The 25,221-nt window shown below is 67.5% G+C and carries 23 protein-coding genes, 3 tRNA genes and 3 pseudogenes; 10 read left to right on the forward strand and 19 right to left on the reverse strand.

The features are described 5' to 3' along the window. Nucleotides 1-34: 34 nt before the first annotated feature. From ASC92_RS20970 to folC, 13 genes and pseudogenes are all read right to left on the reverse strand, one after another. Nucleotides 35-817, reverse strand: a complete 783-nt coding sequence (locus tag ASC92_RS20970) for a Bug family tripartite tricarboxylate transporter substrate binding protein (RefSeq protein WP_235505928.1) — start codon at nucleotides 815-817, stop codon at nucleotides 35-37. Beyond that, nucleotides 810-1,028 (reverse strand): hypothetical protein, encoded by a 219-nt coding sequence (locus ASC92_RS29395; RefSeq protein ID WP_235505929.1) that lies wholly within the window; start codon nucleotides 1,026-1,028, stop codon nucleotides 810-812. Before ASC92_RS29395 ends, ASC92_RS20970 begins: the two co-directional genes overlap by 8 nt. Beyond that, nucleotides 1,025-1,482, reverse strand: a pseudogene (locus ASC92_RS28190) (3-hydroxy-3-methylglutaryl-CoA reductase); the annotation flags it as partial. The gene ASC92_RS29395 and the pseudogene ASC92_RS28190, both read right to left, overlap by 4 nt. Nucleotides 1,483-1,751: 269 nt before the next feature. Beyond that, a pseudogene (locus ASC92_RS20980) lies at nucleotides 1,752-1,995 on the reverse strand (IS66 family transposase); the annotation flags it as partial. 97 nt (nucleotides 1,996-2,092) lie between these two features. Then, a tRNA-Asp gene (locus ASC92_RS20985) sits at nucleotides 2,093-2,169 on the reverse strand. A 69-nt stretch (nucleotides 2,170-2,238) separates the two neighbouring features. Further along, a tRNA-Glu gene (locus ASC92_RS20990) sits at nucleotides 2,239-2,314 on the reverse strand. A 51-nt stretch (nucleotides 2,315-2,365) separates the two neighbouring features. Then, a tRNA-Ala gene (locus tag ASC92_RS20995) sits at nucleotides 2,366-2,441 on the reverse strand. A gap of 36 nt (nucleotides 2,442-2,477) precedes the next feature. Next, complete coding sequence (gene gltX / locus ASC92_RS21000) at nucleotides 2,478-3,866, reverse strand: glutamate--tRNA ligase (protein ID WP_056519427.1); 1,389 nt, start codon at nucleotides 3,864-3,866, stop codon at nucleotides 2,478-2,480. A gap of 7 nt (nucleotides 3,867-3,873) precedes the next feature. Continuing rightward, nucleotides 3,874-5,094: an O-succinylhomoserine sulfhydrylase gene (locus ASC92_RS21005; protein ID WP_056519430.1), complete on the reverse strand. Its 1,221-nt coding sequence runs from the start codon at nucleotides 5,092-5,094 to the stop codon at nucleotides 3,874-3,876. A gap of 11 nt (nucleotides 5,095-5,105) precedes the next feature. Continuing rightward, entirely contained in the window at nucleotides 5,106-6,608 is a 1,503-nt protein-coding gene (gene purF / locus ASC92_RS21010; protein WP_056519433.1) for an amidophosphoribosyltransferase, read from the reverse strand. Between the two features lie 12 nt (nucleotides 6,609-6,620). Then, nucleotides 6,621-7,106 (reverse strand): CvpA family protein, encoded by a 486-nt coding sequence (locus ASC92_RS21015; RefSeq protein WP_056519437.1) that lies wholly within the window; start codon nucleotides 7,104-7,106, stop codon nucleotides 6,621-6,623. 21 nt (nucleotides 7,107-7,127) lie between these two features. Continuing rightward, nucleotides 7,128-7,994, reverse strand: a complete 867-nt coding sequence (locus ASC92_RS21020; protein WP_056519440.1) for an SPOR domain-containing protein — start codon at nucleotides 7,992-7,994, stop codon at nucleotides 7,128-7,130. A gap of 61 nt (nucleotides 7,995-8,055) precedes the next feature. Further along, the gene (gene folC / locus ASC92_RS21025; RefSeq protein ID WP_056519444.1) at nucleotides 8,056-9,363 is read right to left on the reverse strand and encodes a bifunctional tetrahydrofolate synthase/dihydrofolate synthase; all 1,308 of its coding nucleotides are present in this window, start codon (nucleotides 9,361-9,363) and stop codon (nucleotides 8,056-8,058) included. Between the two features lie 36 nt (nucleotides 9,364-9,399). Here folC and ASC92_RS21030 point away from each other — a divergent pair, with 36 nt between their 5' ends. The 4 genes from ASC92_RS21030 to argG all read left to right on the forward strand — a co-directional run bounded on the left by ASC92_RS21030 (nucleotide 9,400) and on the right by argG (nucleotide 12,210). Continuing rightward, entirely contained in the window at nucleotides 9,400-9,753 is a 354-nt protein-coding gene (locus ASC92_RS21030) for an ArsC family reductase (RefSeq protein WP_056519447.1), read from the forward strand. 60 nt (nucleotides 9,754-9,813) lie between these two features. After that, nucleotides 9,814-10,401, forward strand: a complete 588-nt coding sequence (locus ASC92_RS21035; protein WP_056519450.1) for a hypothetical protein — start codon at nucleotides 9,814-9,816, stop codon at nucleotides 10,399-10,401. A 126-nt stretch (nucleotides 10,402-10,527) separates the two neighbouring features. Beyond that, entirely contained in the window at nucleotides 10,528-10,854 is a 327-nt protein-coding gene (locus tag ASC92_RS21040) for a pyrimidine/purine nucleoside phosphorylase (protein ID WP_056519453.1), read from the forward strand. Nucleotides 10,855-10,869: 15 nt separating this feature from the next. Next, complete coding sequence (gene argG, locus ASC92_RS21045; protein ID WP_056519456.1) at nucleotides 10,870-12,210, forward strand: argininosuccinate synthase; 1,341 nt, start codon at nucleotides 10,870-10,872, stop codon at nucleotides 12,208-12,210. An 83-nt stretch (nucleotides 12,211-12,293) separates the two neighbouring features. Here the strand turns inward: argG and ASC92_RS21050 are convergent, their stop codons facing one another. Beyond that, nucleotides 12,294-13,133 (reverse strand): glycine-rich domain-containing protein, encoded by an 840-nt coding sequence (locus tag ASC92_RS21050; protein ID WP_056519458.1) that lies wholly within the window; start codon nucleotides 13,131-13,133, stop codon nucleotides 12,294-12,296. A 4-nt stretch (nucleotides 13,134-13,137) separates the two neighbouring features. Beyond that, on the reverse strand, nucleotides 13,138-14,190 hold the full coding sequence (gene murB / locus ASC92_RS21055) for a UDP-N-acetylmuramate dehydrogenase (RefSeq protein WP_056519461.1): 1,053 nt from the start codon (nucleotides 14,188-14,190) through the stop codon (nucleotides 13,138-13,140). Between the two features lie 44 nt (nucleotides 14,191-14,234). Between murB and ASC92_RS21060 the strand changes: the two genes are divergently transcribed. Together ASC92_RS21060 and ASC92_RS21065 are read left to right on the forward strand one after the other, a co-directional pair. Beyond that, nucleotides 14,235-14,720, forward strand: coding sequence for a YajQ family cyclic di-GMP-binding protein (locus ASC92_RS21060; RefSeq protein ID WP_056519464.1), 486 nt, complete (start codon nucleotides 14,235-14,237; stop codon nucleotides 14,718-14,720). Nucleotides 14,721-14,730: 10 nt separating this feature from the next. After that, a complete protein-coding gene (locus ASC92_RS21065) occupies nucleotides 14,731-15,375 on the forward strand; it encodes a TIGR02281 family clan AA aspartic protease (RefSeq protein ID WP_056519467.1) in 645 nt (214 codons plus the stop codon). A 10-nt stretch (nucleotides 15,376-15,385) separates the two neighbouring features. On the opposite strand, the gene ASC92_RS21070 is transcribed toward ASC92_RS21065, so the two are convergent. The 4 genes from ASC92_RS21070 to ASC92_RS21085 are packed head-to-tail and all read right to left on the reverse strand — an operon-like array spanning nucleotide 15,386 to nucleotide 17,985. Further along, a complete protein-coding gene (locus ASC92_RS21070; RefSeq protein WP_056519470.1) occupies nucleotides 15,386-15,739 on the reverse strand; it encodes a RidA family protein in 354 nt (117 codons plus the stop codon). A 7-nt stretch (nucleotides 15,740-15,746) separates the two neighbouring features. Then, a complete protein-coding gene (gene plsY / locus ASC92_RS21075; protein ID WP_056519473.1) occupies nucleotides 15,747-16,382 on the reverse strand; it encodes a glycerol-3-phosphate 1-O-acyltransferase PlsY in 636 nt (211 codons plus the stop codon). Between the two features lie 53 nt (nucleotides 16,383-16,435). After that, the gene (locus tag ASC92_RS21080; RefSeq protein ID WP_056519476.1) at nucleotides 16,436-16,927 is read right to left on the reverse strand and encodes an aminoacyl-tRNA deacylase; all 492 of its coding nucleotides are present in this window, start codon (nucleotides 16,925-16,927) and stop codon (nucleotides 16,436-16,438) included. Further along, nucleotides 16,924-17,985, reverse strand: a complete 1,062-nt coding sequence (locus tag ASC92_RS21085; RefSeq protein ID WP_056519478.1) for an aldo/keto reductase — start codon at nucleotides 17,983-17,985, stop codon at nucleotides 16,924-16,926. Before ASC92_RS21085 ends, ASC92_RS21080 begins: the two co-directional genes overlap by 4 nt. Nucleotides 17,986-18,111: 126 nt before the next feature. Between ASC92_RS21085 and ASC92_RS21090 the strand changes: the two genes are divergently transcribed. The 4 genes and pseudogenes from ASC92_RS21090 (at nucleotide 18,112) to ASC92_RS21100 (ending at nucleotide 25,212) form a co-directional block, all read left to right on the forward strand. Then, entirely contained in the window at nucleotides 18,112-19,065 is a 954-nt protein-coding gene (locus tag ASC92_RS21090; RefSeq protein WP_056519481.1) for an alpha/beta fold hydrolase, read from the forward strand. A 40-nt stretch (nucleotides 19,066-19,105) separates the two neighbouring features. After that, nucleotides 19,106-19,239: pseudogene (locus ASC92_RS28680) on the forward strand (LysR family transcriptional regulator); the annotation flags it as partial. Between the two features lie 188 nt (nucleotides 19,240-19,427). Continuing rightward, nucleotides 19,428-20,189 carry a class I SAM-dependent methyltransferase gene (locus tag ASC92_RS21095; protein WP_157609090.1) on the forward strand — a complete coding sequence of 254 codons (762 nt, stop codon included), beginning with the start codon at nucleotides 19,428-19,430 and terminating at the stop codon, nucleotides 20,187-20,189. A 49-nt stretch (nucleotides 20,190-20,238) separates the two neighbouring features. Next, complete coding sequence (locus tag ASC92_RS21100; protein ID WP_056519485.1) at nucleotides 20,239-25,212, forward strand: class I SAM-dependent methyltransferase; 4,974 nt, start codon at nucleotides 20,239-20,241, stop codon at nucleotides 25,210-25,212. The last annotated feature ends 9 nt before the right edge of the window (nucleotides 25,213-25,221 follow it).

A 25,221-nucleotide genomic window follows, 5' to 3' on the forward strand; every position in this document is an offset into this window, starting at 1 on the left:
GGGTGGATCAGCCTTCTGGAGCAATCAACGCTCGTCAGTCCAGCGTGATCTTCGCCGTGCGGATGTACGCGCCCCAACGGTCGTACTCCTTGAGAAAGAAGTTCTGATAGGCAGGCTGGCTCATGTGATCGGTGACCATCATCAGCTTCTTCGTCTGCTCGACGGTCTGAGGCTCGCGCAACGCCGCGTCGATCGCGTCATGCAGGCGGTTGACTATGTCGGCGGGCAGGGCGGCAGGGCCGAAGATACCGATCCAGGGGCCCATGTTTATGTCGATGCCCAACTCGCGCATGGTCGGTACGTTAGGGAACTGTGCGATCCGTTCCGTCGCCGTGATCGCCAGCAGCCGCAGGGTGCCTGCGCGCAAGTGCGGTTCCAGCGTCGTCAGGCCGTTGATCGAGCAATCGATTTCGCCTGACCGCTGCGCCTGTATCAGTGGCGCCGTGCCGGAGTAGGGTACATGCAGCATGTTGATCTTGGTCGCCTGCATGAACGCTGCCATGGTGATGTGGCCGGTGCTTCCCTGCCCCCAGGATCCAAAGGTCAGAGGCTGTTTAGCGTCCTTTGCCATTGTCAGGAACTGCTCCAGTGTCTGTGCCGCGTTTGTGGCCAGGACTGCCAAGCCCAGAGGAAAGTAGCCTAGCGGGGCCACGGCCACAAAGTCTTTCCTGGTGTCGTAGGGAGCCTTCTTGAGCACCTGCGCTGCGACCGAATGGGAGTCGGCGCCGGCATAGACCAGCGTGTAGCCATCGGCGGGACTGCGCGCGGCGGCCAGGCTGCCGATGGTTCCAAGCGCGCCTGGGCGGTTGTCAACCACGATAGGCTGGCCCAGGGCGTTGCTGCAGACTCGGCGCGATGAGGCGCACGATCACATCGCCTGCGCCGCCGGCCGACCAAGGCACGATGATCTTGATAGGGCGGTCAGGATAGTGTCCCGTTTGAGCGGTAGCGCTCCCGAACATTGGGCCAAGCAGGCCCGCGCCGATGGCGGTCAGGACTTTGCGGCGCTTGGTTAGGCAATGGTTCATTTCGTCTCCTTGCTTTGATGGGGGCGGTCGCGCAACTCTTCGAGCAAAGCCAGAGCGCGATCACTGCGCACGTCACGTTCACCGGCCATTTGTTTGGCAATCTGATCGACTTCGTCGCCCGTGGCGCCAACGCCGAGCGCAATGTTGCGGGCATGCAAAGCCATATGTCCGCGCTGCGCGCCCTCGGTGGCCAGTACGCGCAAGGCGGCCATGTTCTGTGCCAGTCCCACAGCGGCGACGATTTCGCCAAGCTCTCGGGCGGAAGTGACGCCCATGATCTTGAGGGCCAGACGGGCGAGAGGATGCGACCTGGTGGCACCGCCCACGATGCCCACCGGCATGGGGAGTTCGATCGTCGTGCCGACCAGGCTCCCTGCAGCGTCCTTTTCCCAAGCCCACTTCGGCAAGCGTAGGCATGCACACCGGCTTCCAATGCCCGATCGCCATCGCCCGTTGGGCGGACGTTCATGGACCTCCTGCACGGCCGTGAATCGGTGGGGCTGAGACGTAGGCGCGACCGGAACGTCCAGCGATTGAAAGTGCACGCGGGGCTCCAGTCGCCGCCCGTGAGAGCTGCCGCTGGGCGGCACTCGTTCGGAGCCACGGCGGCCATCTGCTCGATCCAAGTGGCAGGCCGGGTCTTTGGTAAAGCAGTCAGCTGACCTGGAGAAGGATGAACGTCGGTTCTCGGAACCCGCACGATGACATCCGGCAACACTTCTTCCCGCACTCAGTGACACCCTGCGTGAAGCTGGCCTTACCCGCGTAGTCGTCGCACACCAGCTTGCCGATCCATCTCGTTGCCCTTCTACAGGAAGGCGCGAGGGTGATCGTCGGCGCGGCTCTCCGCAAAGTCATAGACGACGGCCTGATCCCGAAGACACCGGGACAGTACGCCCAGAGATGCCTTGTGCGTCTTCTTCTTGCCCAGCGCAAGCATCGCCACCGGCGTCTCATCGGCGTGCAGTCCGTGGTGGCACAGGATCACCTAAGTTCAAGTGTTCCCACGGAGCGGACAAAGAAAAACGGGTTGCAGCATTTCTGCTGCAACCCGTTGATTTTATTGGCGGAGTGGACGGGACTCGAACCCGCGACCCCCGGCGTGACAGGCCGGTATTCTAACCAACTGAACTACCACTCCTGGTAGACAACGTTCACTCCTTGCGGAGCCAAGTGCTGACGACTTGTGCCTGCTTCACTTGCGTGAAACTGGCGACCCTACGGGGATTCGAACCCCGGTAGCCACCGTGAAAGGGTGGTGTCCTAGGCCTCTAGACGATAGGGTCAAAACCTTGGACGTGCTGCGATCAGCATCTCTAACCTTCTCGACACTTTGATGGTGGAGGTAAACGGGATCGAACCGATGACCTCTTGCATGCCATGCAAGCGCTCTCCCAGCTGAGCTATACCCCCGTGTGGGTGTCGAGCCTCGAATTATAGCCCGATTTTTCAGGCCTTTTTCAATCGCTCGATAACTTTTTCGCGGGAAAAAATTTCGAGTACTGAATCGAGGGACGGTGTCTGCGATGTTCCCATCACAAGCACTCGTACTGGCATCGCCAACACCGGCATTTTCAATGCATGTGCGGCGAGAACTTCCTTGATGGTAACTGCGATTGAGGCCTTGTCCCAGGTCACGCTCATCAATTTTTCAACGAGCGTTGCAAGCGCGGGCTTCACTGCATCGGTGATGTGCTGCGCGCGATCGGCTTCGGTCACGTCGATGTCCGCATAGAACGCGGCGGCCCACCCCGCCAGCGCCACCGTGGTGTCGCAACGGTCCTTGAACAACGCGCAGATCGCGGGCAAGCGCTCATCGGCGACGATGCCGCGCTTTTGCAACTGTGCTGCAACAAGCGGGGCGAGCTCGTCGCCGCTCTTCGCCTTGATGTACTGCGCATTCACCCATGCAAGCTTTGCCGCGTCCCACTGCGCAGGGCTCTTCGAGAGGTGCGAACCGTCGAACCAGCTCACCATCTGTTCGCGCGTGAAGAGTTCGTCGTCGCCGTGGCTCCAGCCGAGGCGCGCGAGGTAGTTGAGCATCGCCTCGGGCAGGTAGCCGTTCTCTTCGTAGGCCGTGACGCTCACGGCACCGCGGCGCTTCGAGAGCTTCTGTCCGTCGTCGCCCAGGATCACCGGCACATGGCCGAACTGGGGCAGCGGCGCTCCGAGCGCGCGGAAGATGTTGATCTGCCACGGCGTGTTGTTGATGTGCTCGTCGCCGCGGAACACGTGCGTGATGGCCATGTCCCAGTCGTCGACCACCACCGCGAAGTTGTAGGTGGGCACACCGTCGGGCCGCAGGATGATGAGGTCGTCGATCTCGCGGTTGTTGATGGTGATCTCGCCCTTGACGAGGTCGTTCCACGTCACGTCGCCTTCGGGCGGGTTGCAGAAGCGCACCACCGGCGGCACGCCTTCGGGCACGGGCGGCAGCACCTTGCCCGGCTCGAGACGCCAGCGGCGGTCGTACAGAGTCTTCTCGCCGCGTGCGCGCTGCGCCTCGCGCATCTCGTCGAGCTCAGCGGGCGTGCAGTAGCAGTGGTAGGCCGTACCGGCCGCGAGCATCTGCGCGATCACTTCGCGATAGCGCTCCAGGCGCTGCATCTGGTAGATCGGGCCTTCGTCGTAGTCGAGGCCGAGCCAATGCATCGACGCGAGGATCTGGTCGGTCGAGTCCTGCGTGGAACGGGCCACGTCGGTGTCCTCGATGCGCAGCACGAACTCGCCGCCGTGGTGGCGCGCATAGGCCCACGAATAGAGCGCGGTACGTGCCGTGCCCAGGTGAAGAAAGCCGGTGGGAGACGGTGCGATGCGGGTGCGAACTTTGCCGGTCATGAATCAATCAGGTTGTCAGGGTGCCCAGGCCGCGCTGCAGGTCGGCCGTGATGTCGTCGATGTACTCCAGGCCGACTGCGAGGCGGATCAGCCCCTGGCCGATGCCGGCGGCCTGGCGCTGCGCTTCTGTTAGGCGCCCGTGCGAGGTCGTGCCGGGGTGCGTGATGATGGTCTTGGTGTCGCCGAGGTTGGTCGCAATGCTGACCACGCGCGTGCTGTTGATGACGTGGAAGGCGTTGGCGCGCGCGGTCTCCGGGTCGTTGCCGACCACGTCGAAGGACACGACCGCGCCGCCCTGCCCCGACTGCTGGCGCATGGCCAGTTCGTGCTGAGCGTGCGAGGCCAGGCCGGGGTAGTAGACGCGCGCAATGCCGGGCTGCGCTTCGAGCCACTTGGCCACGGCCAGCGCGTTCGCGCATTGCGCCTGCATGCGGATGCCCAGCGTCTCCATGCCCTTGAGCACCACCCACGCATTGAATGGCGACAGCGCCATGCCGGCGGTGCGAACCACCGGGCCGAACACATCGACGATGAGCTTCGACGGGCCGCAGATTGCGCCAGCCATCACGCGGCCCTGGCCGTCGAGGTACTTGGTGCCCGAATGGATGACGAGGTCGGCGCCCAGTTCGGTGGGGCGCTGCAGCGCGGGTGTGCAGAAACAGTTGTCGACCGCCAGCAGCGCGCCCGCGTCATGCGCGAGATCGGCCAGCGCCCGGATGTCGCAGACCTCGGTCAGCGGATTCGTCGGCGTTTCGGCAAACAGCAGCCTGGTGTTGGGCTTCAACGCCGCGCGCCATTCGGCCACGTCGGTCTGCGAGACGAAGGTGGTCTCGACGCCGAACTTGGCGAACTCCTTGCCGAACAGGTTCAACGTGGAGCCGAACACCGAGCGCGAGCAGATCACGTGGTCGCCAGCTTTCAGCAGGCCCATGCACATCATGAGGATCGCGCCCATGCCGGTCGAGGCGCCAATGGCGGCCTCGGTGCCTTCGAGCGCGGCAAGGCGCTGCTCGAAGCTCGCGACCGTCGGGTTCGACGTGCGCGAGTAGGTGAAGCCTGCTTCGGTGCCGGCAAAGCGGCGCGCCGAGGTCTCGGCATCGGGCTGCACGAAGCCGCTCGTCAGGAACAGCGCTTCGGAGTGCTCGCCGTGCTGGCTCGGCGCCAGGCCCGTGCGCACCGCGAGCGTGTCGCGGTGCAGTCCGGGTGGGAGGGTTCGTTCGTCGGTCACTTCTTCAGCTCTCACTCGCTGTGGTTGGGAAGCGCGAGGCGCGAAGAATCTTCTTCGGTCTCTTCGATGCGGGGACGGTTGCCGTTCATGCGCGAGATGGCTTCGGTGTCGATGTCGCCGGTCACGTAAACGCCGTCGAAGCACGAGGCGTCGAAACCGTCGAGCTTGGTGTTGAGCGAGCCGATCGCGCGCTTCATGGCATCGACGTCCTGGTAGATCAGCGCGTCGCAGCCGATCAGCTCGCGGATCTGCTCGACCGTGCGGTCGTGCGCGACCAGTTCGTCCTTGGTCGGCATGTCAATGCCGTAGACGTTGGGGTAGCGCACCGGCGGCGCGGCGCTGGCGAGGTAGACCTTGCGGGCGCCGGCATCGCGCGCCATCTGCACGATTTCGCGGCTGGTGGTGCCGCGCACGATCGAGTCGTCGACCAGCAGCACGTTGCGGCCCTTGAATTCGCTGGCGATCACGTTGAGCTTCTGGCGCACCGACTTCTTGCGCACACCCTGCCCCGGCATGATGAAGGTGCGGCCCACGTAGCGGTTCTTCACGAAGCCTTCGCGGTACGGCACGCCCAGCAGGTGCGCGAGCTGCGTGGCACTCGGGCGGCTCGACTCGGGGATCGGGATGATCACGTCGATCTGGTTCGGCGGCACGGTCGAGACCACGCGCTTGGCCAGCGTTTCGCCAAGGTTCAGGCGCGCCTGGTAGACCGAGATCCCGTCGAGCACGGAGTCCGGGCGCGCAAGGTACACGAATTCGAAGATGCAGGGGTTCAGCGTCGGCGACTCGGCGCACTGCATCGAGTGCACCTTGCCTTCGAGGTCGATGAACACGGCTTCGCCCGGGGCGATGTCACGCTCGAACACATGGCCCGAGCCTTCGAGCGCGACCGATTCGCTGGCCACCATCACGGCGCCGTCGGCGCTGCGGCCCATGCACAACGGGCGGATGCCGTAGGGGTCGCGGAAGGCGAGCAGGCCGTGGCCGGCAATGAGCGACACCACGGCGTACGAGCCGCGCAGGCGCTTGTGCATGTTCTTGACCGCGGCGAACACTTCGGCCGGGTGCAGCGGCACGCCGCGCGACGAGCGTTCGAGTTCGTGCGCCAGCACGTTGAGCAGCACTTCGGAATCGCTCTCGGTGTTGGTGTGGCGGTGGTCGGTGGAAAACAGCTCCGCGCGCAGCGCATGCGCGTTGGTCAGGTTGCCGTTGTGCACCAGCACGATGCCGAAGGGCGCGTTCACGTAGAAGGGCTGCGCCTCTTCCTCGCTGTAGGCATTGCCGGCGGTCGGGTAGCGCACCTGGCCAAGGCCCACGCTGCCCGGCAGCGCGCGCATGTTGCGCGTGCGGAACACGTCGCGGACCATGCCCTTGGCCTTGTGCATGAAGAACTTGCGTTCCAGCAGGGTCACGATGCCGGCCGCATCCTGGCCACGGTGCTGCAGCAGCAGCATCGCGTCATAGAGCAGCTGATTGACGGGTGCGTTGCTGACAACGCCGACGATTCCACACATGAACGATTCCTCTCAGGGCAGGTAGCTTGCCAACTTTTCAGGCAGCGCGGGTTTCAGGCCCTGCAATGCCGCATCGAGAACAATGGCGCTGCGCGATTCGTGCCACCAGGCACTGTCGCTCAACACCAGCAAATGAACAACGACGGCCAGCACGAGCAGGGCCACTGCGCCCCGCGCCGCACCGAACGCTGCTCCCAGAATCCGGTCCACCGGCCGCAGACCCACGACCGTGATCAGCTTGCGCGTGAGCGCCGCCACCAGGCCCACGCCGAACGCCACCGCCACGAAGACCAGCACGAAGGCCAGCGGATAACGCCACGCCCCCTGCGGATCGCCGAACGGCAGCCATGCCGCCACGCCGGAAGCCAGCCACTGGGCGGCAATGAAAGCCGCCACCCAGCCGATCAGCGAAATCACTTCGAACACCAGCCCGCGCATCAGGCCGAACAGCATCGACACCCCGATGAGCGCGACGGCGATCCAGTCGAGCAAGGCCACGGCAACAGCAGGCGACGGCTCTTACAACGTGAGGATCGCAGCCGCCAAAGACAAGCCCTTGACCTTTTCCGCCGCGCGGTCGGCCTCGGCACGCGAACCGAAGGGGCCCACACGCACACGCGTGCGCTGCTCGCCGTCGGCCGTCTTGGCCACGTTCACGTAGGTCTTGAGGCCGGCCTTCTCGAGCTTCTGGCGCACTTCGCGCGCCTTGTCGGCATCGGCGAAAGCGCCGACCTGCACCACGAAGCGGCCGCCTTCATCGGCGGCGGGCTTCGGCGCGGCAGCCGTCGCGACGGGCTTGCCTTCGAGTAGCGCGCGGGCACGGGCAGCATCGCTCGAGTCGGCCGGCTTGGGCTTCGCTTCGGGCTTGGGTTCGGGCTTCGGCTTGGGCTCGGGCTTGGGTTCCGGCTTGTGTTCGGGTTTGGCCTCGGGCTTGGGCTTCGGTTCGGGCTTGGGCTCCGGCTTCGGCTCGACCGCCGCAACGGGCGGCGTGCCGGGCACGGGCCTGCCGGATTCGATCACCGTTCCGTCGGCAGTCTCGGTGATCATGCCGCCGGACGACGCCGAGGCCACGCGCGAACTGCTGCCGCTGTCGGGTGATGCCGGCGCGGTGCTCGTGGTGGGCGCCGGCGTGGCGGGCACGGGCAGCGGCTTGACCTTGTTGCGGTCGGGAATCTCGATGGGAATGTCGACCGACACGGGGCGCGGCTGCGTATCGAACAGCAACGGAAAGCCGATCACGCCGAGCAGCACCAGCACCGCTGCGCCGAGCAGCCGGTGGCGTGCACGCCGACGCATGGTTTCGACACTTTCCGCGGGGACGGCGGCCGGGGCGCTGCGTCCTTCGTTGCCTTGCGGGCCGCGCGTGCGGAACTTGAAAAACGCCATGAAGTTCGATCCCTGAAGGAATGCAGCGAGGTGGTGCCAGATGGTGTGGACAGCCCGACGATCAGCCGCCTGGCAGCAGGTGTTTGGCTTGCAGCCGGGGGGTGCCGTTTTCGAGCACGCCACCCACGGTGAAGAACGATCCGAAGACCACGATTCTATCAGCGGGCCCCGCTTGCTCGATGGCCGCGCGCAACGCTTCCATCGGGCCCGCGTGCACGCTGCCCGAGGCGTCGGTGCGCGAGTTCTGCGCCTGCCAGCTGGCCAGCAGGTCGGCGGCCTTGGCGGCGCGCGGCGTGGGCAGGTCGGTGAAGTACCAGCGGTCGATCAGCGGCCCGATGCGCGCGAGGATCGGCGCGAGGTCCTTGTCGGCCATCACGCCGAATACGCCGTGCGTGGTGGGGTAGAAGCCCATCGCGTCGAGGTTCTCGGCCAGCGCGGCCACGGCATGGGCGTTGTGCGCCACGTCGAGCACCAGCGCGGGCTCGCCCGGCACGATCTGGAAACGGCCCGGCAACTCGACCATCGCGAGCCCGTTGCGCACAGCCTGCGCGGTGATCGGCAACTGCGGGCGCAGGGCTTCGAGCGCCGCGAGCACGCCGGCCGCATTGATGAGCTGGTTGGCCCCGCGCAGCGCCGGGTAGGCCAGCCCGCTGTAGCGCCGGCCCCGGCCCGACCAGCCCCACTGCTGCTTGTCGCCCGACACGTTGAAGTCCGTCCCGAAGCGCCAGAGGTCGGCGCCAATGGCGTTCGCATGGTCGATCACGCTCTGCGGCGGCATCGGGTCGCTCACGATGGCGGGCTTGCCCGCGCGCATGATGCCGGCCTTCTCGAAGCCGATGCTTTCGCGGTCGGGCCCGAGGTATTCCATGTGGTCGAGGTCGATGCTGGTGATGACCGCGCAGTCGGCGTCGATGATGTTGACCGCGTCGAGCCGCCCGCCCAGGCCGACCTCGAGGATCGCCACGTCGGGCTTTTCCTCGGTCATGCAGTGCAGGATGCCGAGCGTCGTGAACTCGAAGTAGGTCAGGCTCATGTCGCCGCGGGCCTTCTCCACCACTTCGAAGCTTGCTATCAGTTTGGAAGCATCGACCGCCTCGCCCTTGAGCCGCAGGCGCTCTTCGAAACGCACCAGGTGCGGCGAGGTGAACACCGCCGTGCGGTAGCCCGCGTGCGTCAGGATCGATTCGAGCATGGCGCAGGTCGAGCCCTTGCCGTTGGTGCCCGCCACCGTGATGACGGGGCAGCCGAAGCGCAGGCCCAGGCGCTGCGCCATTTCTTTGGCGCGCTCGAGTCCGAGCTCGATGTTCTTGGGATGGAGGTGCTCGGCGCGCGCGAGCCAGTCGTTAAGGGTTTCCATGGAGGCCGGCATTGTCGCCGACCGGCCGCCCGGGGCATCATCGCGGGCATGACAACCCTATACGGCATTCCGAACTGCGACACCGTCAAGCGCGCCCGCGCCTGGCTCGATGAACATGGCGTGGCCTACACCTTCCACGATTTCAAGAAACAGGGCGTGCCCGAGGCCGAACTCGACCAGTGGCTGAAGAAGCCCGGCTGGGAGGCCCTGGTCAACCGCAAGGGCACCACCTGGCGCAAGCTGGACGACGCCACCCGCGAGGGCGTGGTCGATGCCGGCTCGGCCCGCGCCGTGCTGCTGGCCAACCCCAGCCTGATCAAGCGGCCGGTGGTCAACTGGGGGGCGAAAAAACCCGTTACGACAGGGTTCGACGCCGACGCCTGGGCTGTCAACGCCGTGTAAACGCCGGAACCCGGCCTGCTGCCCGGCCTCCAATCCCTGAATCCGCAGGAGAAACACACCATGAACACGCACGTTTTTCGCACCCTCGCCGGCATTTCCGTGGCCGCAGCACTGGCCGCCGGCACCGGGCTCGTGCACGCCCAGCAGCAGAACCAGGTGGTCCAGGCCCGCGTGATTTCCGCCACGCCGATCCGCGAAACGACCGGCAGCGACGTCTACTACAACGTCACCTACGAATACAACGGCCGCCAGTACACCACCCGCATGAACAGCCAGCCCGGCGCGACCATTTCGATCCAGGCCAGCGCCTACGGCGTGACGACCTCACCGGTGGCGCCGCAGCCGCAGTTGCAGCCCTACCCGGTCGAAGCCGATAGCGGCAACGGCTATCCGCAGTACGGCGGCTCGCCATGGGACAACGTGGTGCCGGAGCCAGGCGTGGTGGTCTCCAACGCCCCCGCGCCGGTCTACCAGCCGGCGCCGGCGTATGCCGCTCCCGTCTACGTGCAGCCGGCCTACCCGTACCCCTATGCCTATCCCTACGCCTATCCGCCGGTCGGCATCTCGCTGAACCTCGGCTATTCGCGCGGATGGGGCGGTGGCTACTACCGCGGCTGGGGTGGCGGATACCGCGGCTGGCACCGCTGAGCCGCTGGCCGGCGGCCTGTGCTGCCCGAGCCCCTAAAATCGAGGACTTTTCCAACCCTTGACGGGTGCGCCGCTGGTGCGGTGCGTCCTCGATTTGCCGGCCGCCCCCCGCGCCGGCGCCATCCAATGACGACGACTACCGACACAATCAACAGCGCCGCAGTGGCCACCAAGGCCAATGTGTACTTCGACGGCAAATGCGTGAGCCACAGCCTCACGCTGGCGGACGGCACGAAGAAATCGGTCGGGGTGATCCTGCCGTCCACCCTCACCTTCAACACCGGCGCCCCTGAAATCATGGAAGGCACCGGCGGCGCTTGCGAATACCAGCTTGCGGGCACCAGCGAGTGGATCGCCTCGGGCGCGGGGCAGAAGTTCAACGTTCCCGGCAACTCGAGCTTCCAGATCCGCGTGAGCGGCGAGCCCTACAGCTACATCTGCCACTTCGGCTGAACCGGACCTCCTGACATGTCGACCATCCTCCAAAACGTACCCGCCGGCCAGAAGGTCGGCATCGCCTTCTCGGGCGGCCTGGACACCAGCGCGGCGCTCCACTGGATGCGCAACAAGGGCGCGATCCCCTACGCCTACACCGCCAACCTCGGCCAGCCCGACGAACCCGACTACGACGAGATCCCGCGCAAGGCGATGCTCTACGGCGCCGAGAACGCCCGCCTGATCGACTGCCGCGTGCAGCTGGCCAACGAAGGCATCGCCGCCCTGCAGGCCGGCGCCTTCCACGTGACCACCGCCGGCGTCACCTACTTCAACACCACGCCGCTGGGCCGTGCCGTCACCGGCACGATGCTGGTGTCGGCCATGAAGGAAGACGACGTCCACATCTGGGGCGACGGCAGCACCTACAAGGGCAACGACATCGAGCGCTTCTACCGCTACGGCCTGCTGACCAACCCCAACCTGAAGATCTACAAGCCCTGGCTCGACCAGGTCTTCATCGACGAGCTGGGCGGCCGCGCCGAGATGTCGGCGTTCATGCAGAAGGCCGGCTTCGCCTACAAGATGTCGGCCGAGAAGGCCTACTCGACCGACTCGAACATGCTCGGCGCCACGCACGAGGCCAAAGACCTCGAGCACCTGAACAGCGGCATCCAGATCGTGCAGCCCATCATGGGCGTGGCCTTCTGGAAGGACGAAGTCGAAGTGAAGCGCGAGACCGTCTCGGTGCGCTTCGAAGAAGGCGTGCCCGTTGCGCTGAACGGCGTGCGCTATTCGAACCTGGTCGACCTGATCCTCGAAGCCAATCGCATCGGGGGCCGCCATGGCCTGGGCATGAGCGACCAGATCGAGAACCGCATCATCGAGGCCAAGAGCCGCGGCATCTACGAGGCGCCCGGCCTCGCGCTGCTGTTCATCGCCTACGAGCGCCTCGTCACCGGCATCCACAACGAAGACACCATCGAGCAGTACCGCGACAACGGCCGCAAGCTCGGCCGCCTGCTCTACCAGGGCCGCTGGTTCGACCCGCAAGCCATCATGCTGCGCGAGACGGCGCAGCGCTGGGTGGCACGCGCCATCACCGGCGAAGTGACGGTCGAGCTGCGCCGCGGCAACGACTACTCGATCATGAACACCGAGTCGGCCAACCTCACGTACAAGCCCGAGCGCCTGAGCATGGAAAAGGTCGAGGGCGCGTTCACGCCGCTGGACCGCATCGGCCAGCTCACGATGCGCAACCTCGACATCGTCGACACGCGCGAGAAGTTGGCGATCTACACGCAGGTCGGCCTGCTGTCGTCGAGCGAAGGCGCTGCGCTGCCGAAGCTGGCCAACGACGGCGACGCGAGCTGATCGGCGATCTCTGCCTTCCCCTGGAGGCAGAAACGACAACGGGCCCTTTCGGGCCCGTTTTTCTTTGGTGCGCAGACAGGGTATCAGTCCCCGCCGCCTCCACCACAGCCGCCGCCACACCCACCGCCGCCGTCGGACGAGCCGCCGCCATCGCTGGAGCCGCCATCGCCACTGCTGCTCGATTCGCTGCCGCCGAACCCGTCCGCATCGCCCGCGCTGCCGCCGTCCGATGACGACGAATCGCCGAAACTGGTGCCGCACTGCGCATCCGAGCCGATGTGCCGCTCGACCGCACGGCAGTCGGGCACGTAGTGGAAGCCGCCCGCAATGGCGAACTTGATGTCCAGCGCAAACAGCAGCGGCAGCCGCGCCGGCTTGCGCGGGTCGATGCTTTCCTCCTTGCAGGCCCAGTACCAGGTGCGGCGCAGGCCGTCGTTGCGCCGGGCGTCCTTGCCCAGCACCTCGGCCGGACTGTGGTGCAGCATGGCGCCGAAGGCCGCCTTGCACCAGTTCTGGTAGCCCTGCGTGTGCAGGATGAACTCGTGCCAGGCCGTGTCGACCACCTTCGAGGGCATGGCGACGAACTTGCGGTCGCTGCGCAGGTGCGACATGAAGAACTGGCGCAGGCCGCGCAGCACCAGTTCGGCATCGCGCCGGCTGAGTTGCGGATGCGCCTCGCGCAGCTTGCCGATGAGGAACGGCGGCAGCCGGGCCTCGCGGATGAACTGGCGGCGCAGGCTGGTTTCGAGGAACTTGAGCACCGCCGAGAACAGCAGCGCCACCACGATCACCGCCACCACCGAGCCCCAGCGGCGCGAGCCCAGGAACACGGCGGACAGCGCAACGAGCGGCACCGCCCGCCGAGCCCACATCAAGGCGCCGATGCGGCGGCGGAAATTCAGCTGCAGGAAGTCGAGATCCATGCCCTCAGACCACCACCGGTTCCGGCTCCAGCCGGATGCCGAAGCGCTCGTACACGCTGGTCTGGATGGCCTTGGCGAGGGTCATTACCTCGCCGCCCGTCACCGGGTTTTCGCGGCCGCCGCGGTTGACCAGCACCAGCGCCTGCCGCTCGTACACGCCGGCGTTGCCCACCGACTTGCCTTTCCATCCGCAGGCGTCGATGAGCCAGCCGGCCGCGAGCTTGATGCTGCCGTCGTCCATCGGGTAGTGAACGATCTTCGGGTCGCGCGCGATGATGTCGGCGCACTGCTCGGGCGTGACCGTCGGGTTCTTGAAGAAGCTGCCGGCGTTGCCCAGCACGCGCCAGTCGGGCAGCTTGGCGCGGCGGATGGCGCAGATCCAGTCGAAGATGTCTTGCGCGTCCGGCGTGAAGTTGCGGGTTTCTTCCATCTTGCGCTCCAGGTCGAGGTAGCCGACCACGGCCTTCCACGGCTTGGGCAAACGGAATCGCACCCGGGTGATCACCGCCCGGCCCGCCAGCCCGAAGTCGTTCGGGCCGCTGCGCACGTGCTTGAACACCGAATCGCGGTAGCCGAAGGCGCACTGCGCGGCGTCGAGCATGAAGCTTCGGCCGGTTTCCAGGTCAAAGGCGTCGAGCGATTCGAAGCGGTCCTGCAGTTCGACCCCGTAGGCGCCGATGTTCTGCACCGGCGAGCCGCCCACGGTGCCCGGAATCAGGGCCAGGTTTTCGAGCCCCGGGTAGCCGCTGCGCACCATCCATTCGACGGCGTCGTGCCAGACTTCTCCGGCACCGGCCTCGACGATCCAGGCGCGCGGGGTTTCTTCCACCAGCCGCAAGCCCTTGATCTCGATCTTCAGCACCAGCGGCTTGACGTCGCCCGTGAGCACGATGTTGCTGCCGCCGCCCAGCACGAAACGGGGCGCATCGCGCCATGCCGCGTCGGCATGCAGCGCGACCAGGTCGGCCTCGCTGGCGATGCGCACCAGATGCTGCGCACGCGCGACGATGCCGAAGCTGTTGTAGGGCTGCAGCGGGACGTTGGACTCCACGATCATGGGAGAATTGTCGCATCCAGCCCAAGTGAATTCAGGAGAGAGTCATGCCGTCCTTCGATACCGTCTGCGAGCCCAACCTGCCCGAAGTGAAGAACGCGGTCGAGAACACCGCCAAGGAAATCGCAACGCGCTTCGATTTCAAGGGCACGGCCGCCGCCGTCGAGCTCAAGGACAAGGAGGTCACCATGATCGGCGACGCCGAGTTCCAGCTCGTGCAGGTCGAAGACATCCTGCGCAGCAAGCTCACCAAGCGCAGCGTCGATGTGCGCTTCCTCGACAAGGGCGACGTCCAGAAGATGGGCGGCGACAAGGTCAAGCAGGTCATCAAGATCAAGAGCGGCATCGAGAGCGAGCAGGCCAAGAAGATCACCCGCATCGTCAAGGACAGCAAGCTCAAGGTGCAGGCCGCGATCCAGGGCGACGCGGTGCGCATCACCGGCGCCAAGCGCGACGATCTCCAGGCCGCCATGGCGCTCATCAAGAAAGACGTGCCGGACATGCCGCTCACGTTCAACAACTTCCGCGACTGAGCCCGGCCGCATGAAAGCGCTCGTCGTCGCAGCGCAGCTGCTGGCTGCCGCTGCCGTGGCGCACGCTGCCGGCTCGGTCACCCTGACCGGCAGCATCGGCAGCCGCGCCATCCTGATCGTGAACGGCAACCCGCCCAAAACCGTAGCGGTTGGCGAGAGCTACCAGGGCGTCAAGCTGGTGTCGCTGCAGGCCGAACAGGCCGTGGTCGAACTCGATGGCAAGCGCGTCAATCTGCGCATGGACACGCCGGTCAGCATCGGTGGCGGGGGCAGCATGGGTGGCGGGGGCAGCCGCGTCGTGCTGTCGGCGGACAGCCGCGGGCATTTCATGACACAGGGCGCCATCAACGGCCGGCCCGTCACCTTCATGCTCGACACGGGCGCCACGTCGATCGCACTGTCGGCCGACGATGCCCTGCGCATCGGGCTCGACTACAGCAAGGGCCAGCGCGTCGTGATGAACACCGCCAATGGGCAGGCGCAAGGCTACCGGCTACGCCTGCAATCGGTGCGTGTGGGCGACGTCGAGGTCTACGACATCGACGCCATCGTCTCGCCGCAGGCCATGCCCTTCGTGCTGCTGGGCAACAGCTTCATCAATCGCTTCTCGATGCGGCGCGACGCGGACCAGATGGTCCTCGAAAAACGCTATTGAAGCCCCGGTGTCAGGCCTGCGCGGCCGTCACCACGATCTCGATCTTGTAGGCCGCATTGGCCATCTGGGCCTGCACGGTCGCGCGCGGCGGCGTATTGCCGGCCGGAATCCACACGTCCCACACCTCGTTCATGGCAGCGATGTCGGTGATGTCCGCCAGGAAAATCTGCGTCATGAGGATGCGCGACTTGTCGCTGCCGGCCTCGGCCAGCAGGCGTTCGACCATGCCCAGCACCTGCTCGGTCTGGCCACGGATGTCCTGCGTGGTGTCGTCGGGCACCTGGCCCGCGAGGTAGACGGTGCCGTTGTGCACGGCCGTCTCGGAGAGGCGGGGGCCGACGTGGAAGCGGGTGATGGAAGCCATGGTGTTTTCAAGCCTTTTTCTTCGAGCCGAGTTTCGACTCCGTGCCGGCCGCGAGCCGGCGGATGTTTTCGCGGTGCCGCCAGATCAGCAGCAGACTCATGACGATGATCGCGACCAGCACCGTGCGGTCGAGCGGCCACGCAATGCCGCCGCCGATCAGATAGTAGGCCGGCGCAAAGAAGGCGGCCGCCAGCGACGACAGCGACGAGTAACGAAAGAAGACCGCGACGATCAGCCACGTGGCGCCGGTCGCCAGCCCCAGCCAGGGCGCGATGCCCACCAGCACGCCCGCCGCGGTGGCCACGCCCTTGCCGCCCTGGAAGCCGAAGAACACCGGGTAAAGGTGGCCGAGGAACGCAGCCAGGCCGGCCAGTGCGGCAACCCCCTCCCCCAACCCCCATTGCGCGCCAAACCGGTGGATGAAGAACACCGGCACCCAGCCCTTGAGCGCATCGAGCAGCAGCGTGGCCAGCGCAGCGCCCTTGTTGCCCGAGCGCAGCACGTTGGTGGCGCCGGGGTTCTTGCTGCCGTAGCTGCGCGGATCGGCCATGCCGAGCGCCTTGCTCACGATGACTGCGAAGGACAGCGAGCCGATCAGGTACGACGCCACGATGGCAATGAGGGAAGGCAAGTTGAAACTCAAGGCGGCGCTCCGCGGGGATGGTTGTTGTTCTGTCCGGCGACGACCGCCGCCGGCTATTCTGCCAGCGCACACTGCACGGGCTTCGCGCCCAGCAGCGCCACGCACACCTGCGGATCGATGCCGATCAGGTAGCCCCGGCGCCCGCCATTGAGCACGATCTTCGGCAGTTCGAGAACGGTGGCCTCCACATACACCGGCATCTCGCGCCGCGTGCCGAACGGCGACGTGCCGCCCACCATGTAGCCGCTGTGCCGCTGCGCCACCTCGGGCTTGCAGGGCTCGACCGACTTGGCGCCGATCTGCCGCGCGAGGTTCTTGGTAGACACCGTGCGGTTGCCATGCATCAGCACGATCAATGGCTTGGCGTCCTGGTCCTGCATCACCAGCGTCTTGATGACGGTGAACGGGTCGAGCCCGAGCATTTCGGCACCGCGTTGCGCGCCGCCATGTTCGACGTACTCGTAGGGATGCTCGGTGAACGCGACCTTGTTCGCCCGCAACAGCTGCGTTGCGGGCGTTTCAGACACGTGGCCCTTTTTGCTCACGCTGCCGGGTCGCGGATTTCCCAGCGGATCTTGTCGATCTCCGCCAGGATCTCCGGCGACAGCGTGGTGCCGTATGCGTCCAGGTCTTCTTCCAACTGCGCCAGCGAGGTCACGCCGATGATCGTGCTCGCCACCTGCCACTTCGTGTAGCAGAAGGCCAGCGCCAGTCGGGTCGGCGTCAGGCCGTTGTCGCGGGCCAGCTGGTTGTAGCGCCTGGCCGCGCGCAGCGCATCGGGACGGCCCCAGCGCTGCTTGCGCACCGATTCATAGCTCGAAATCCGCGCGCCCTTCGGCGCATCGGGCCCCTCGATGCCGCTCTGGTCGTACTTGCCCGTCAACAGGCCGAAAGCCAGCGGCGAATAGGCCAGCAGCGACACGCCGAGCCGGTGCATCGTCTCGTCCAGCGCGTTCTCGTGGCCGCGGCTGATGAGGCTGTACACGTTCTGCACCGTCGCCACGCGCGGCAGCCCGTGCTGCTCGGCCAGCCGCACGAACTCGTGCACGCCGTACGGCGTTTCGTTCGACAAGCCGATGGCGCGCACCTTGCCCGCCTTCACCAGCCTGCCCAGCGCTTCGAGCTGCTCGTGGATCGGGGTCTGCGATGTTTCCTTCGCCGGGTCGTAGTAGACGTTGCCGAACATCGGCACATGACGTTCCGGCCAATGGATCTGGTAGAGGTCGATCACGTCCGTCTGCAGCCGCTTCAGGCTGGCGTTGCACGAGGCCTCGATGTCGGCCGCCGTCATGCCGCTGCCTTCGCGCACCCAGGGCATGCCGCGCGACGGGCCGGCCACCTTGGTCGCCAGCACCAGCTTCTGGCGCGCGCCGGGGTTGGCGGCGAACCAGTTGCCGATGATGGTTTCGGTGACGCTGTAGGTTTCCTTGCGCGTGGGCACCGAGTACATCTCGGCGGTGTCGATGAAGTCGACGCCGCGCTCGAGCGAGCGGCTCAGGATGGCGTGGGAAGTGGGCTCGTCGACCTGCTCGCCGAAGGTCATCGTGCCGAGGCAGATCGGGGTAACGTGCAGGTCGCTTTGACCGAGTTGGATCTTTTTCATGCGCGGGATGCTACCGCCCCGACCCGCAAACCGCTGGCCGCTGCGCCAAAACCCGAGCAATCCGTGACGCCCGGCTGTCGTGTGCCGGACTGCGTCAGCACAAAGGCCTCTTTATCATCGGCGCCCATGTACCAAGCCCTCCGCCCCTCCCGCAGCGAATTCGTGCCCGTGCGCAACCTCAGCTACCACGTGCGCCTGTGGGGCCAGCCCTCCGACGAGCAATCGCCGCTGGTGCTGATGCACGGCTGGATGGACGTGGCGGCGTCATGGCAGTTCGTGGTCGACGCGATGGAGGAAGACCGCTTCATCATCGCCCCCGACTGGCGCGGCTTCGGCCTGACCGATGGCGGCGGCGTCGACAACTACTGGCTCGCCGACTACCTGGCCGACCTCGAATGGCTGCTCGACCACTACGCTGGCGAGGGCGACAACGCACGGCAGGTCGACCTTGTCGGCCACAGCATGGGCGGTAACGTCGCCATGCACTACGCCGGCGTGCGGCCCCAGCGCATCCGCCGCCTCGTCAACCTCGAAGGCTTCGGCATGCCCGCGCGCCAGCCCGAAGAAGCGCCCGCGCGCTACGGCCAATGGATCGACGAACTCAAGCGCCTGCACCGCGGCGAGATGGCGCTGGCCGGCTACTCGGCCGTGGACGGCGTGGCGCGCCGCCTCATGAAGACCAACCCGCGCCTTACGCCCGACAAGGCCCAATGGCTCGCCAGCCACTGGTCGGCCAACCACGCGCAGCCCGACGGCAGCGAGCGCTGGCAGATCCTCGGCGAAGCGGCGCACAAGATCGTCAACGCCCACATCTTCCGGGTCGACGAAACGCTGGCGCTGTATGCGCGCATCACCGCGCCGCTGCTGATGGTCGAGGCGGCGGACGACAGCCTGCACGGCTGGTGGAAGAACCGCTACACGCTCGACGAATTCCATGAGCGGCTGAAGTCGGTCGGCAACAGCCGCATCGAGCGCCTCGAAGACGCGGGCCACATGCTGCACCACGACCAGCCCCGGCGCGTGGCGCAGATGATCGAGGCGTTCATCGGGGACACCCCCGGCCACGCCCCCGCGGGCTGAGCCGCTTCGCGCCATGCCCGGCCTCGAGGTGCGCGCCGCCGAATCGGGCAAGCTCGTGCCCGTGCTCGAAGAGTGGTGGCAGAGCTTTTCGGGCCCGTTCCTGTACTACCGAGCCGCGCGCCCATGCCGGCGCCGCTGCGTGCGTTTGTCGATTTCCTGAAGCGCGATGGGTGAGCCGCCAACCGCGCGCCGCCACCCCGCCAGGACGTCGGCCGGAATCTCTCGCAATGTTGTTTGTGGCTGGCCTTGCCGGCCCCGACTTGCTAGCATCGACCCACTTGGTTACAACAGATTACGATGTCCTCACACTTGATCGCCCATTGCCTGCGCTGCCGCAGCGCAAGCCCGACACACCCTGCCGCATGACGACCCCAGCCCGAGCCGCGTGGCGAGAAATACGGCGTGACGCGCCCGCATTCGAGGCCTGCCAGTTCTATCACTCGGTTGGGCTGTCGCCGCAAGGCCTCGTGCGCGGCTTCTGGGATCTGCGCCCCACCGTCGAGGCCTACCTCGGCGGCTTCGACTTTGCGGGCAAATCGGTGCTCGAAGTGGGCCCCGCCAGCGGTTTTCTTTCGTTCCACATGGAGCGCGCGGGCGCCTCGGTGACGGCCGTCGAGCCGGCCATGGAGCGCCTGTGGGATGCCGTGCCCGTGCCCGGCTTCGACTACGCGGCCTGGCGCGAGGAGTTCGGCGCCGCCATCCAGGGCGTGCGCAACTCGTTCTGGTACCTGCACCACCATTACCGCTCGTCGGTGCGGCTGCTGGAGGCCGACCCCGAGTACCTCCCCGCCGACGCCGGCGACTTCGATGTCGGCCTGTTCGCCGCCGTGCTGCTGCACTGCCGCTCGCCCCTGTCCATCCTCGAGGGCTGCGCGCGGCGCGTGCGGCAGACCATCATCGTCACCGAGCTCTACGACGCCACGCTCGGCCAACTGCCCGTGTGCCACCTGCTGCCGCGCCCCAACGTCGCGCAAGTCGATACCTGGTGGGCGCTGAGCCCGGCCTTCGTGGTGAACGCGCTGGCGCTGCTGGACTTTCCGCATGCGCGCGTGACCACTCACCACCACAAGCGCGAAGCCGACGGCATGCAGGTCCCGATGTTCTCCGTGGTCGCCAGCCGTTAAACCCAACGCAGTGCGTGCGCGCACCCCCAAAAAACGCCAAGGAGCGCGCATGACACAACCTCAATTCCAATCGCTCGACAGGCTGCGAAACGCCGTCGAAGAGCACCGACCGCATACGCACGCGCCCACGCATACCCCGGCACCGGCGTCCGCATCCGCAGCGCTCGGCGAACTCGCATCGCCCGCGCTATCGCCCCTCTTCCGCAGGCCGCACCGCATCGGCAAGCCCAGCGGCTGGTGGGGCCACGTGCCCTTCGCCGCCTGGGTGGTCGAAGCCTGCGAGCCGCGCGTGCTGGTGGAGCTGGGCACGCACCATGGCGTGTCGTATGCGGCCTTCTGCGAGGCCGTGCTGCGCGCCGGCCTGCCCACGCGCTGCTACGCCGTCGACCACTGGCAAGGCGACGCGCACGCGGGCAACTTCGGCGACGAGGTGTACGAAGACGTGCGCGAATTCAATGCGCAGCACTTCTCGGCCTTCTCGGAGCTGGTGCGCATGGACTTCGACGCCGCCGCCGGCACCTTCGCGGACGGCTCGATCGACCTGCTGCACATCGACGGTTTCCATACCTACGAGGCGGTGCGGCACGACTACGACACCTGGGCGCCCAAGCTCTCGCCGCGCGCGGTGGTGCTGTTCCACGACACCAACGTGCGCCAGGGCGATTTCGGCGTGTATCGCCTGTTTTCCGAGCTGGCCGCGACGCTGCCGCACTTCGAGTTCCTGCACGGCCATGGGCTGGGCGTGATCGCCCGTGGCGCGCAGGCACCCACGGCGATCCGCGAGCTGTGCGCCGCCTCGCAAGGCCATGCCACGCTCGCCATTCGCGACCGCTTCGCCTCCGTCGGCGCGGTGTGGTCGGGGCTGGCGCGCGAGCAGGAGGCGCTGCGCAGCTTCCGGCTGCAGGTCGAGGCCCTCGAACAGCACCGCCGCGCGGCGGAAGAGGCCCGTGCCGCCGTGCAAGGCCGGCTGGAACTGGCCGAGCGCGAGCGCGACCAGGCCGCGATCCAGGCACGCAACGCCGTGTTGGCGGAACGCGACCGCGACGCGGCGCTGGGCAAGGTCCGCCTGCTCCAGGCGCGGCTGGAAGAAGCGCAAGCCCAGGCGCGCGCCGAACTGGCGGAGGCCTTGATACGCCAGGCGCCGCCCACACCGGCTGCACCCGACCGCAGCGAAGAAATCGCGCAACTGGCCTCGCGCCTCGCCGTCCAAGGCGCGCGCCTGGCCGATGCGGAACGCGCGCGCCAGGCCCTCGCCAACGAACTGGAGCAGTCCACCCAGCACCATGCGGCGGCCGTGCGCTGGTTCGAGGATGTGCAGAGCGAGCGCGCCGCGCTGATCGCCGCGACCACGGGCATGCAGGACCACCTGGCCCTGCACGCCGACGCCGTCGCCCGGCTGGTGTCCGACTTGCTGCGGCGCCACGGCGAGGTGGTCGGCTTCGCGGCGGTCGACGGCGCAGCGCCAGCCCGCCCGACGCTGCGGCGGCAACTGCTGAGTTACCTGCGCGGCTTGCGTGCCTTGCGCGCCCTGCATCCGAAGTCCATGCCCGCCCCGCTGCGCTGGCTCGCGCCGACCCTGCATCGCTATCGCGCGGCCTACCACCCCGCGACCCAGGCTGTGCGCCGTTCGATGCTGTTCGATGCCCGCTGGTACACCGACACCTACCTGGACGTGAAGGCCTCCAGGGTCGATCCCGCCTACCACTACGCCGTGTTCGGCAACCGCGAGGCGCGCGACCCGAGCCCCTGGTTCTCCACCGCCACCTACCTCCGGCAGAACCCCGACGTGGCGCAATCGGGCGCCAACGCGCTCTACCACTTCGAGACCCATGGCCGCCGGGAAGAGCGGCCGCTGCCGCCCGCCGTGGCGGCGCTGCAGCCGCTCGCGGCGCCGGCGCGGCCGGAACGCGGGAACGATGCGGCGACCCCGGCCCGATCCGCCACCCCCGCCACATCCACCGCGGCCGCCGCCGATCACGCACCCTCCGAAGCACAGGCGCACGCGCGGGCCGACCAGCTCAAGCAAGCCTTTCGCGCCGACAGCGAGGCCATGCTCCAGGCCTTCCTGCAGCAGCTCGGCGCGCGCATTGCGCTGCCCGTCTCCGCGCAGCCGGCCGTGTCGATCGTGCTGGTGCTGCACAACCAGGCCGGGCTCACGCTGCGGTGCCTGCAGGCACTGGCGCAGGCTATCGACGTGGCCGCGGAAGTGATCCTCGTGGACAACGCCTCCAGCGACGGCACGGCCGCGCTGCTCGCGCGGGTGCAGGGCGTGCGCCTGCTCACGCAGGCCGAGAACCTGCACTTCCTGCGCGGCGCCAATGCCGGCGCGCGCGAGGCGCGAGGCCGCCATGTGCTCTTTCTCAACAACGACACGCAACTGGTGCGCGGCTCGCTCGAAGCCGCCTGCCGCCTGCTCGACACGCAGGCCGACGCCGGCGCGGTGGGCGGCAAGATCGTGCTGCTCGACGGCACACTGCAGGAAGCGGGCTCCATCGTCTGGCGCGACGGCAGCTGCAGCGGCTACGGCCGCGGCAAGGACCCGGCCGACGCGGCGTTCCAGTTCCGCCGCGACGTCGACTACTGCTCTGGCGCGTTCCTCATGGTGCGGCGCAGCCTGTTCGAATCGCTCTCGGGCTTCGACCCGCTGTTCGCGCCCGCGTACTACGAGGACACCGACCTGTGCATGCGCGTGCGAGACGCGGGCTTTCGCGTGGTGTACGAGCCCGCGGTGCAGCTCACGCATTTCGAGTTCGGCAGCGCGGCCTCGCGCGACAGCGCCGCACACCTCATGCAGCGCCACCGCGCGCTGTTCGCCCAGCGGCACGCGCGCGTGCTGAGCGACGCGCACCGCCCCCACGGCGACGGCGAGCTGGCGGCGCGCATGCGCAAGAACGGCCGCACGGGGGTGCTGGTCATCGACGACCAGGTGCCCGTTCCGCACCTGGGCGCCGGCAACCCGCGCGCCTGTGACCTGGTCAACGCACTGCACGACGCGGGCGCCGTGCTGACCCACTACCCCACGGCGCTCCCGACCTTCGACGCCGCCACCGCCGCGCGCTTCCTGCCCGCCGAGCTGGAGTACGCCGCCGGCGCGCGCCGCCCGCCGCTGGCCGACTTCCTGCGCGCCCGCAAGGGGCAGTTCGACATGATCGTGGTCAGCCGCCCGCACAACATGCAAGCCTTCCTGCATTGCTGCGACGAAGAGCCCGGCCTCGCGGGCAGCGCGCGCGTGGTGTACGACGCGGAGGCGCTCTTTTCGGACCGCGAAGCGCTGCGCCGCGAGGTGCTCGGCCTCGGGCCCGACATGTCGCCCGACGCCATGACACGCGACACCGAGTTCCGCCTCGCCCGCGCTGCCACCGTGGTGCTGGCTGTGAGCGAAGCCGAGGCCCGCAGCTTCCGCGAGGCGGGCTGCACGGACGTGCGCGTGCTGGGGCTGAGCATCGACGCAGCGGGCACGAGGGCGACGGCGAGTGCAAGCCCGAGCCCGAGCGCCAACACCGCATTCGACGCGCGCCGCGACTTCCTCTTCGTCGGCCGCCTGGAGGAAGAAGAGTCGCCCAACGCCGATTCGGTCCGCTGGTTCGTCGAACAGGTCATGCCTCATCTGGACGCCAGGCTGGGCACGGGCTACGGCGTGGACATCGTCGGCGGCTGTGCACCGGCGCTGCGCGAGCGGCTCGGTGGCCCGCGCGTGCGCTTTCACGGCCGCGTCGACAGCCTGCGCGACCACTACGCGCAGGCCCGAGTGTTCCTCGCGCCCACGCGCTTTGCCGCGGGCACGCCCCAAAAGGTGCACGAGGCGTCCGCCAACGGGCTGCCGGGCGTGGTCTCAACGCTGATCGCGGGCCAGCTCGGCTGGCCGGCGGGCGAGGCCGTGTTGAGCGGCGGCAGCCCGGCGGAATTTGCCGCGGCCTGCGCCCGCCTGTACCAGGACAGCGCCCTGTGGCAGCGCCTGCGCGACGGCGGGCTCGCGCATGTCGCGCGCGACTGCGACCCCGCGCACTTTCGCCGCACCGTGCAAGCGGTGCTCGCCGAGGCCTCGCATCGCAGCGGCGCGCCGACGAACGCCGAACACGCCTTGCAGGCCCAAAAAACTGAAAGCGCCGGAAGAGCCGAAAGAGCCGCGCGCACCTCCAGGGAATGGAGCACCCCGCCGGCCGAGCGCGCCGAGACCCAGGGCATGTTCTGGATGGCGCACCCGCAGGTGGTGCCGCGGCTGAATCGCCTGGCGAGCGGAGACCCGCACGTGAACGCGTACGACCACCTCGTGAACCGCTTGCGCGCGTCGAGCACGGCATTGCCGGTCGTGCGTGTCGCCAGCCTCGGCTGCGGCTTCGGCGCGCTCGAGCGCGGGCTGGCGGGCCTTGGAATCGCCGAGCGCATCGACGGCTACGACCTGGCCGCGCCGGCCATCGACGAAGCGCGCCGCCTCGCCGCCGAAGCCGGTCTGCAGCATGTGCACTACCACGTGGCCGACCTCGACCGCGAAGCCCTGCCCGAAGGCGCCTTCGATATCGTGTTCGCGAGCCATTCCGTGCACCACATCGACAACCTCGACGGCCTGTTCGCGGTCGTGCGGCGTGCGTTGCGCCCGGGCGGCATCTTTCACCTGCAGGAATACATCGGCCCCGACCGCTTCCAGTGGACCGATGCGCAGCTGCAAGGCATCAACGAATTCATGGCGACGCTGCCGCTCAAGTACCGGCGCTTTCCCGGCGGCATGGAGCGCGGCCCGGTGGACCGCCCGAGCGTGGCCGACGTCATCGCCGTCGATCCGTCGGAGGCCGTGCGTTCGTCGCAGATCGTGGCGGCGCTTGCGCGCCACTTCGCGAGGCTGGAGTGCCGCCCGCTCGGCGGCGCGCTGCTGCAGACCGGGCTCAGCGGCATCGCACAGAACTTCGACCCAGGCAACGCCGAAGACACCGCGCACCTGCAACGCTTCTTCGACTGGGAGGACCGCTGGATGGCCGAGGGCCGCATCGACTCCGACTTCGCGGTGATCACCGCCTGGCGCGACTGACGGAGGGCG

Source organism: Variovorax sp. Root411 (assembly GCF_001425205.1).
Lineage (GTDB): Bacteria > Pseudomonadota > Gammaproteobacteria > Burkholderiales > Burkholderiaceae_C > Variovorax.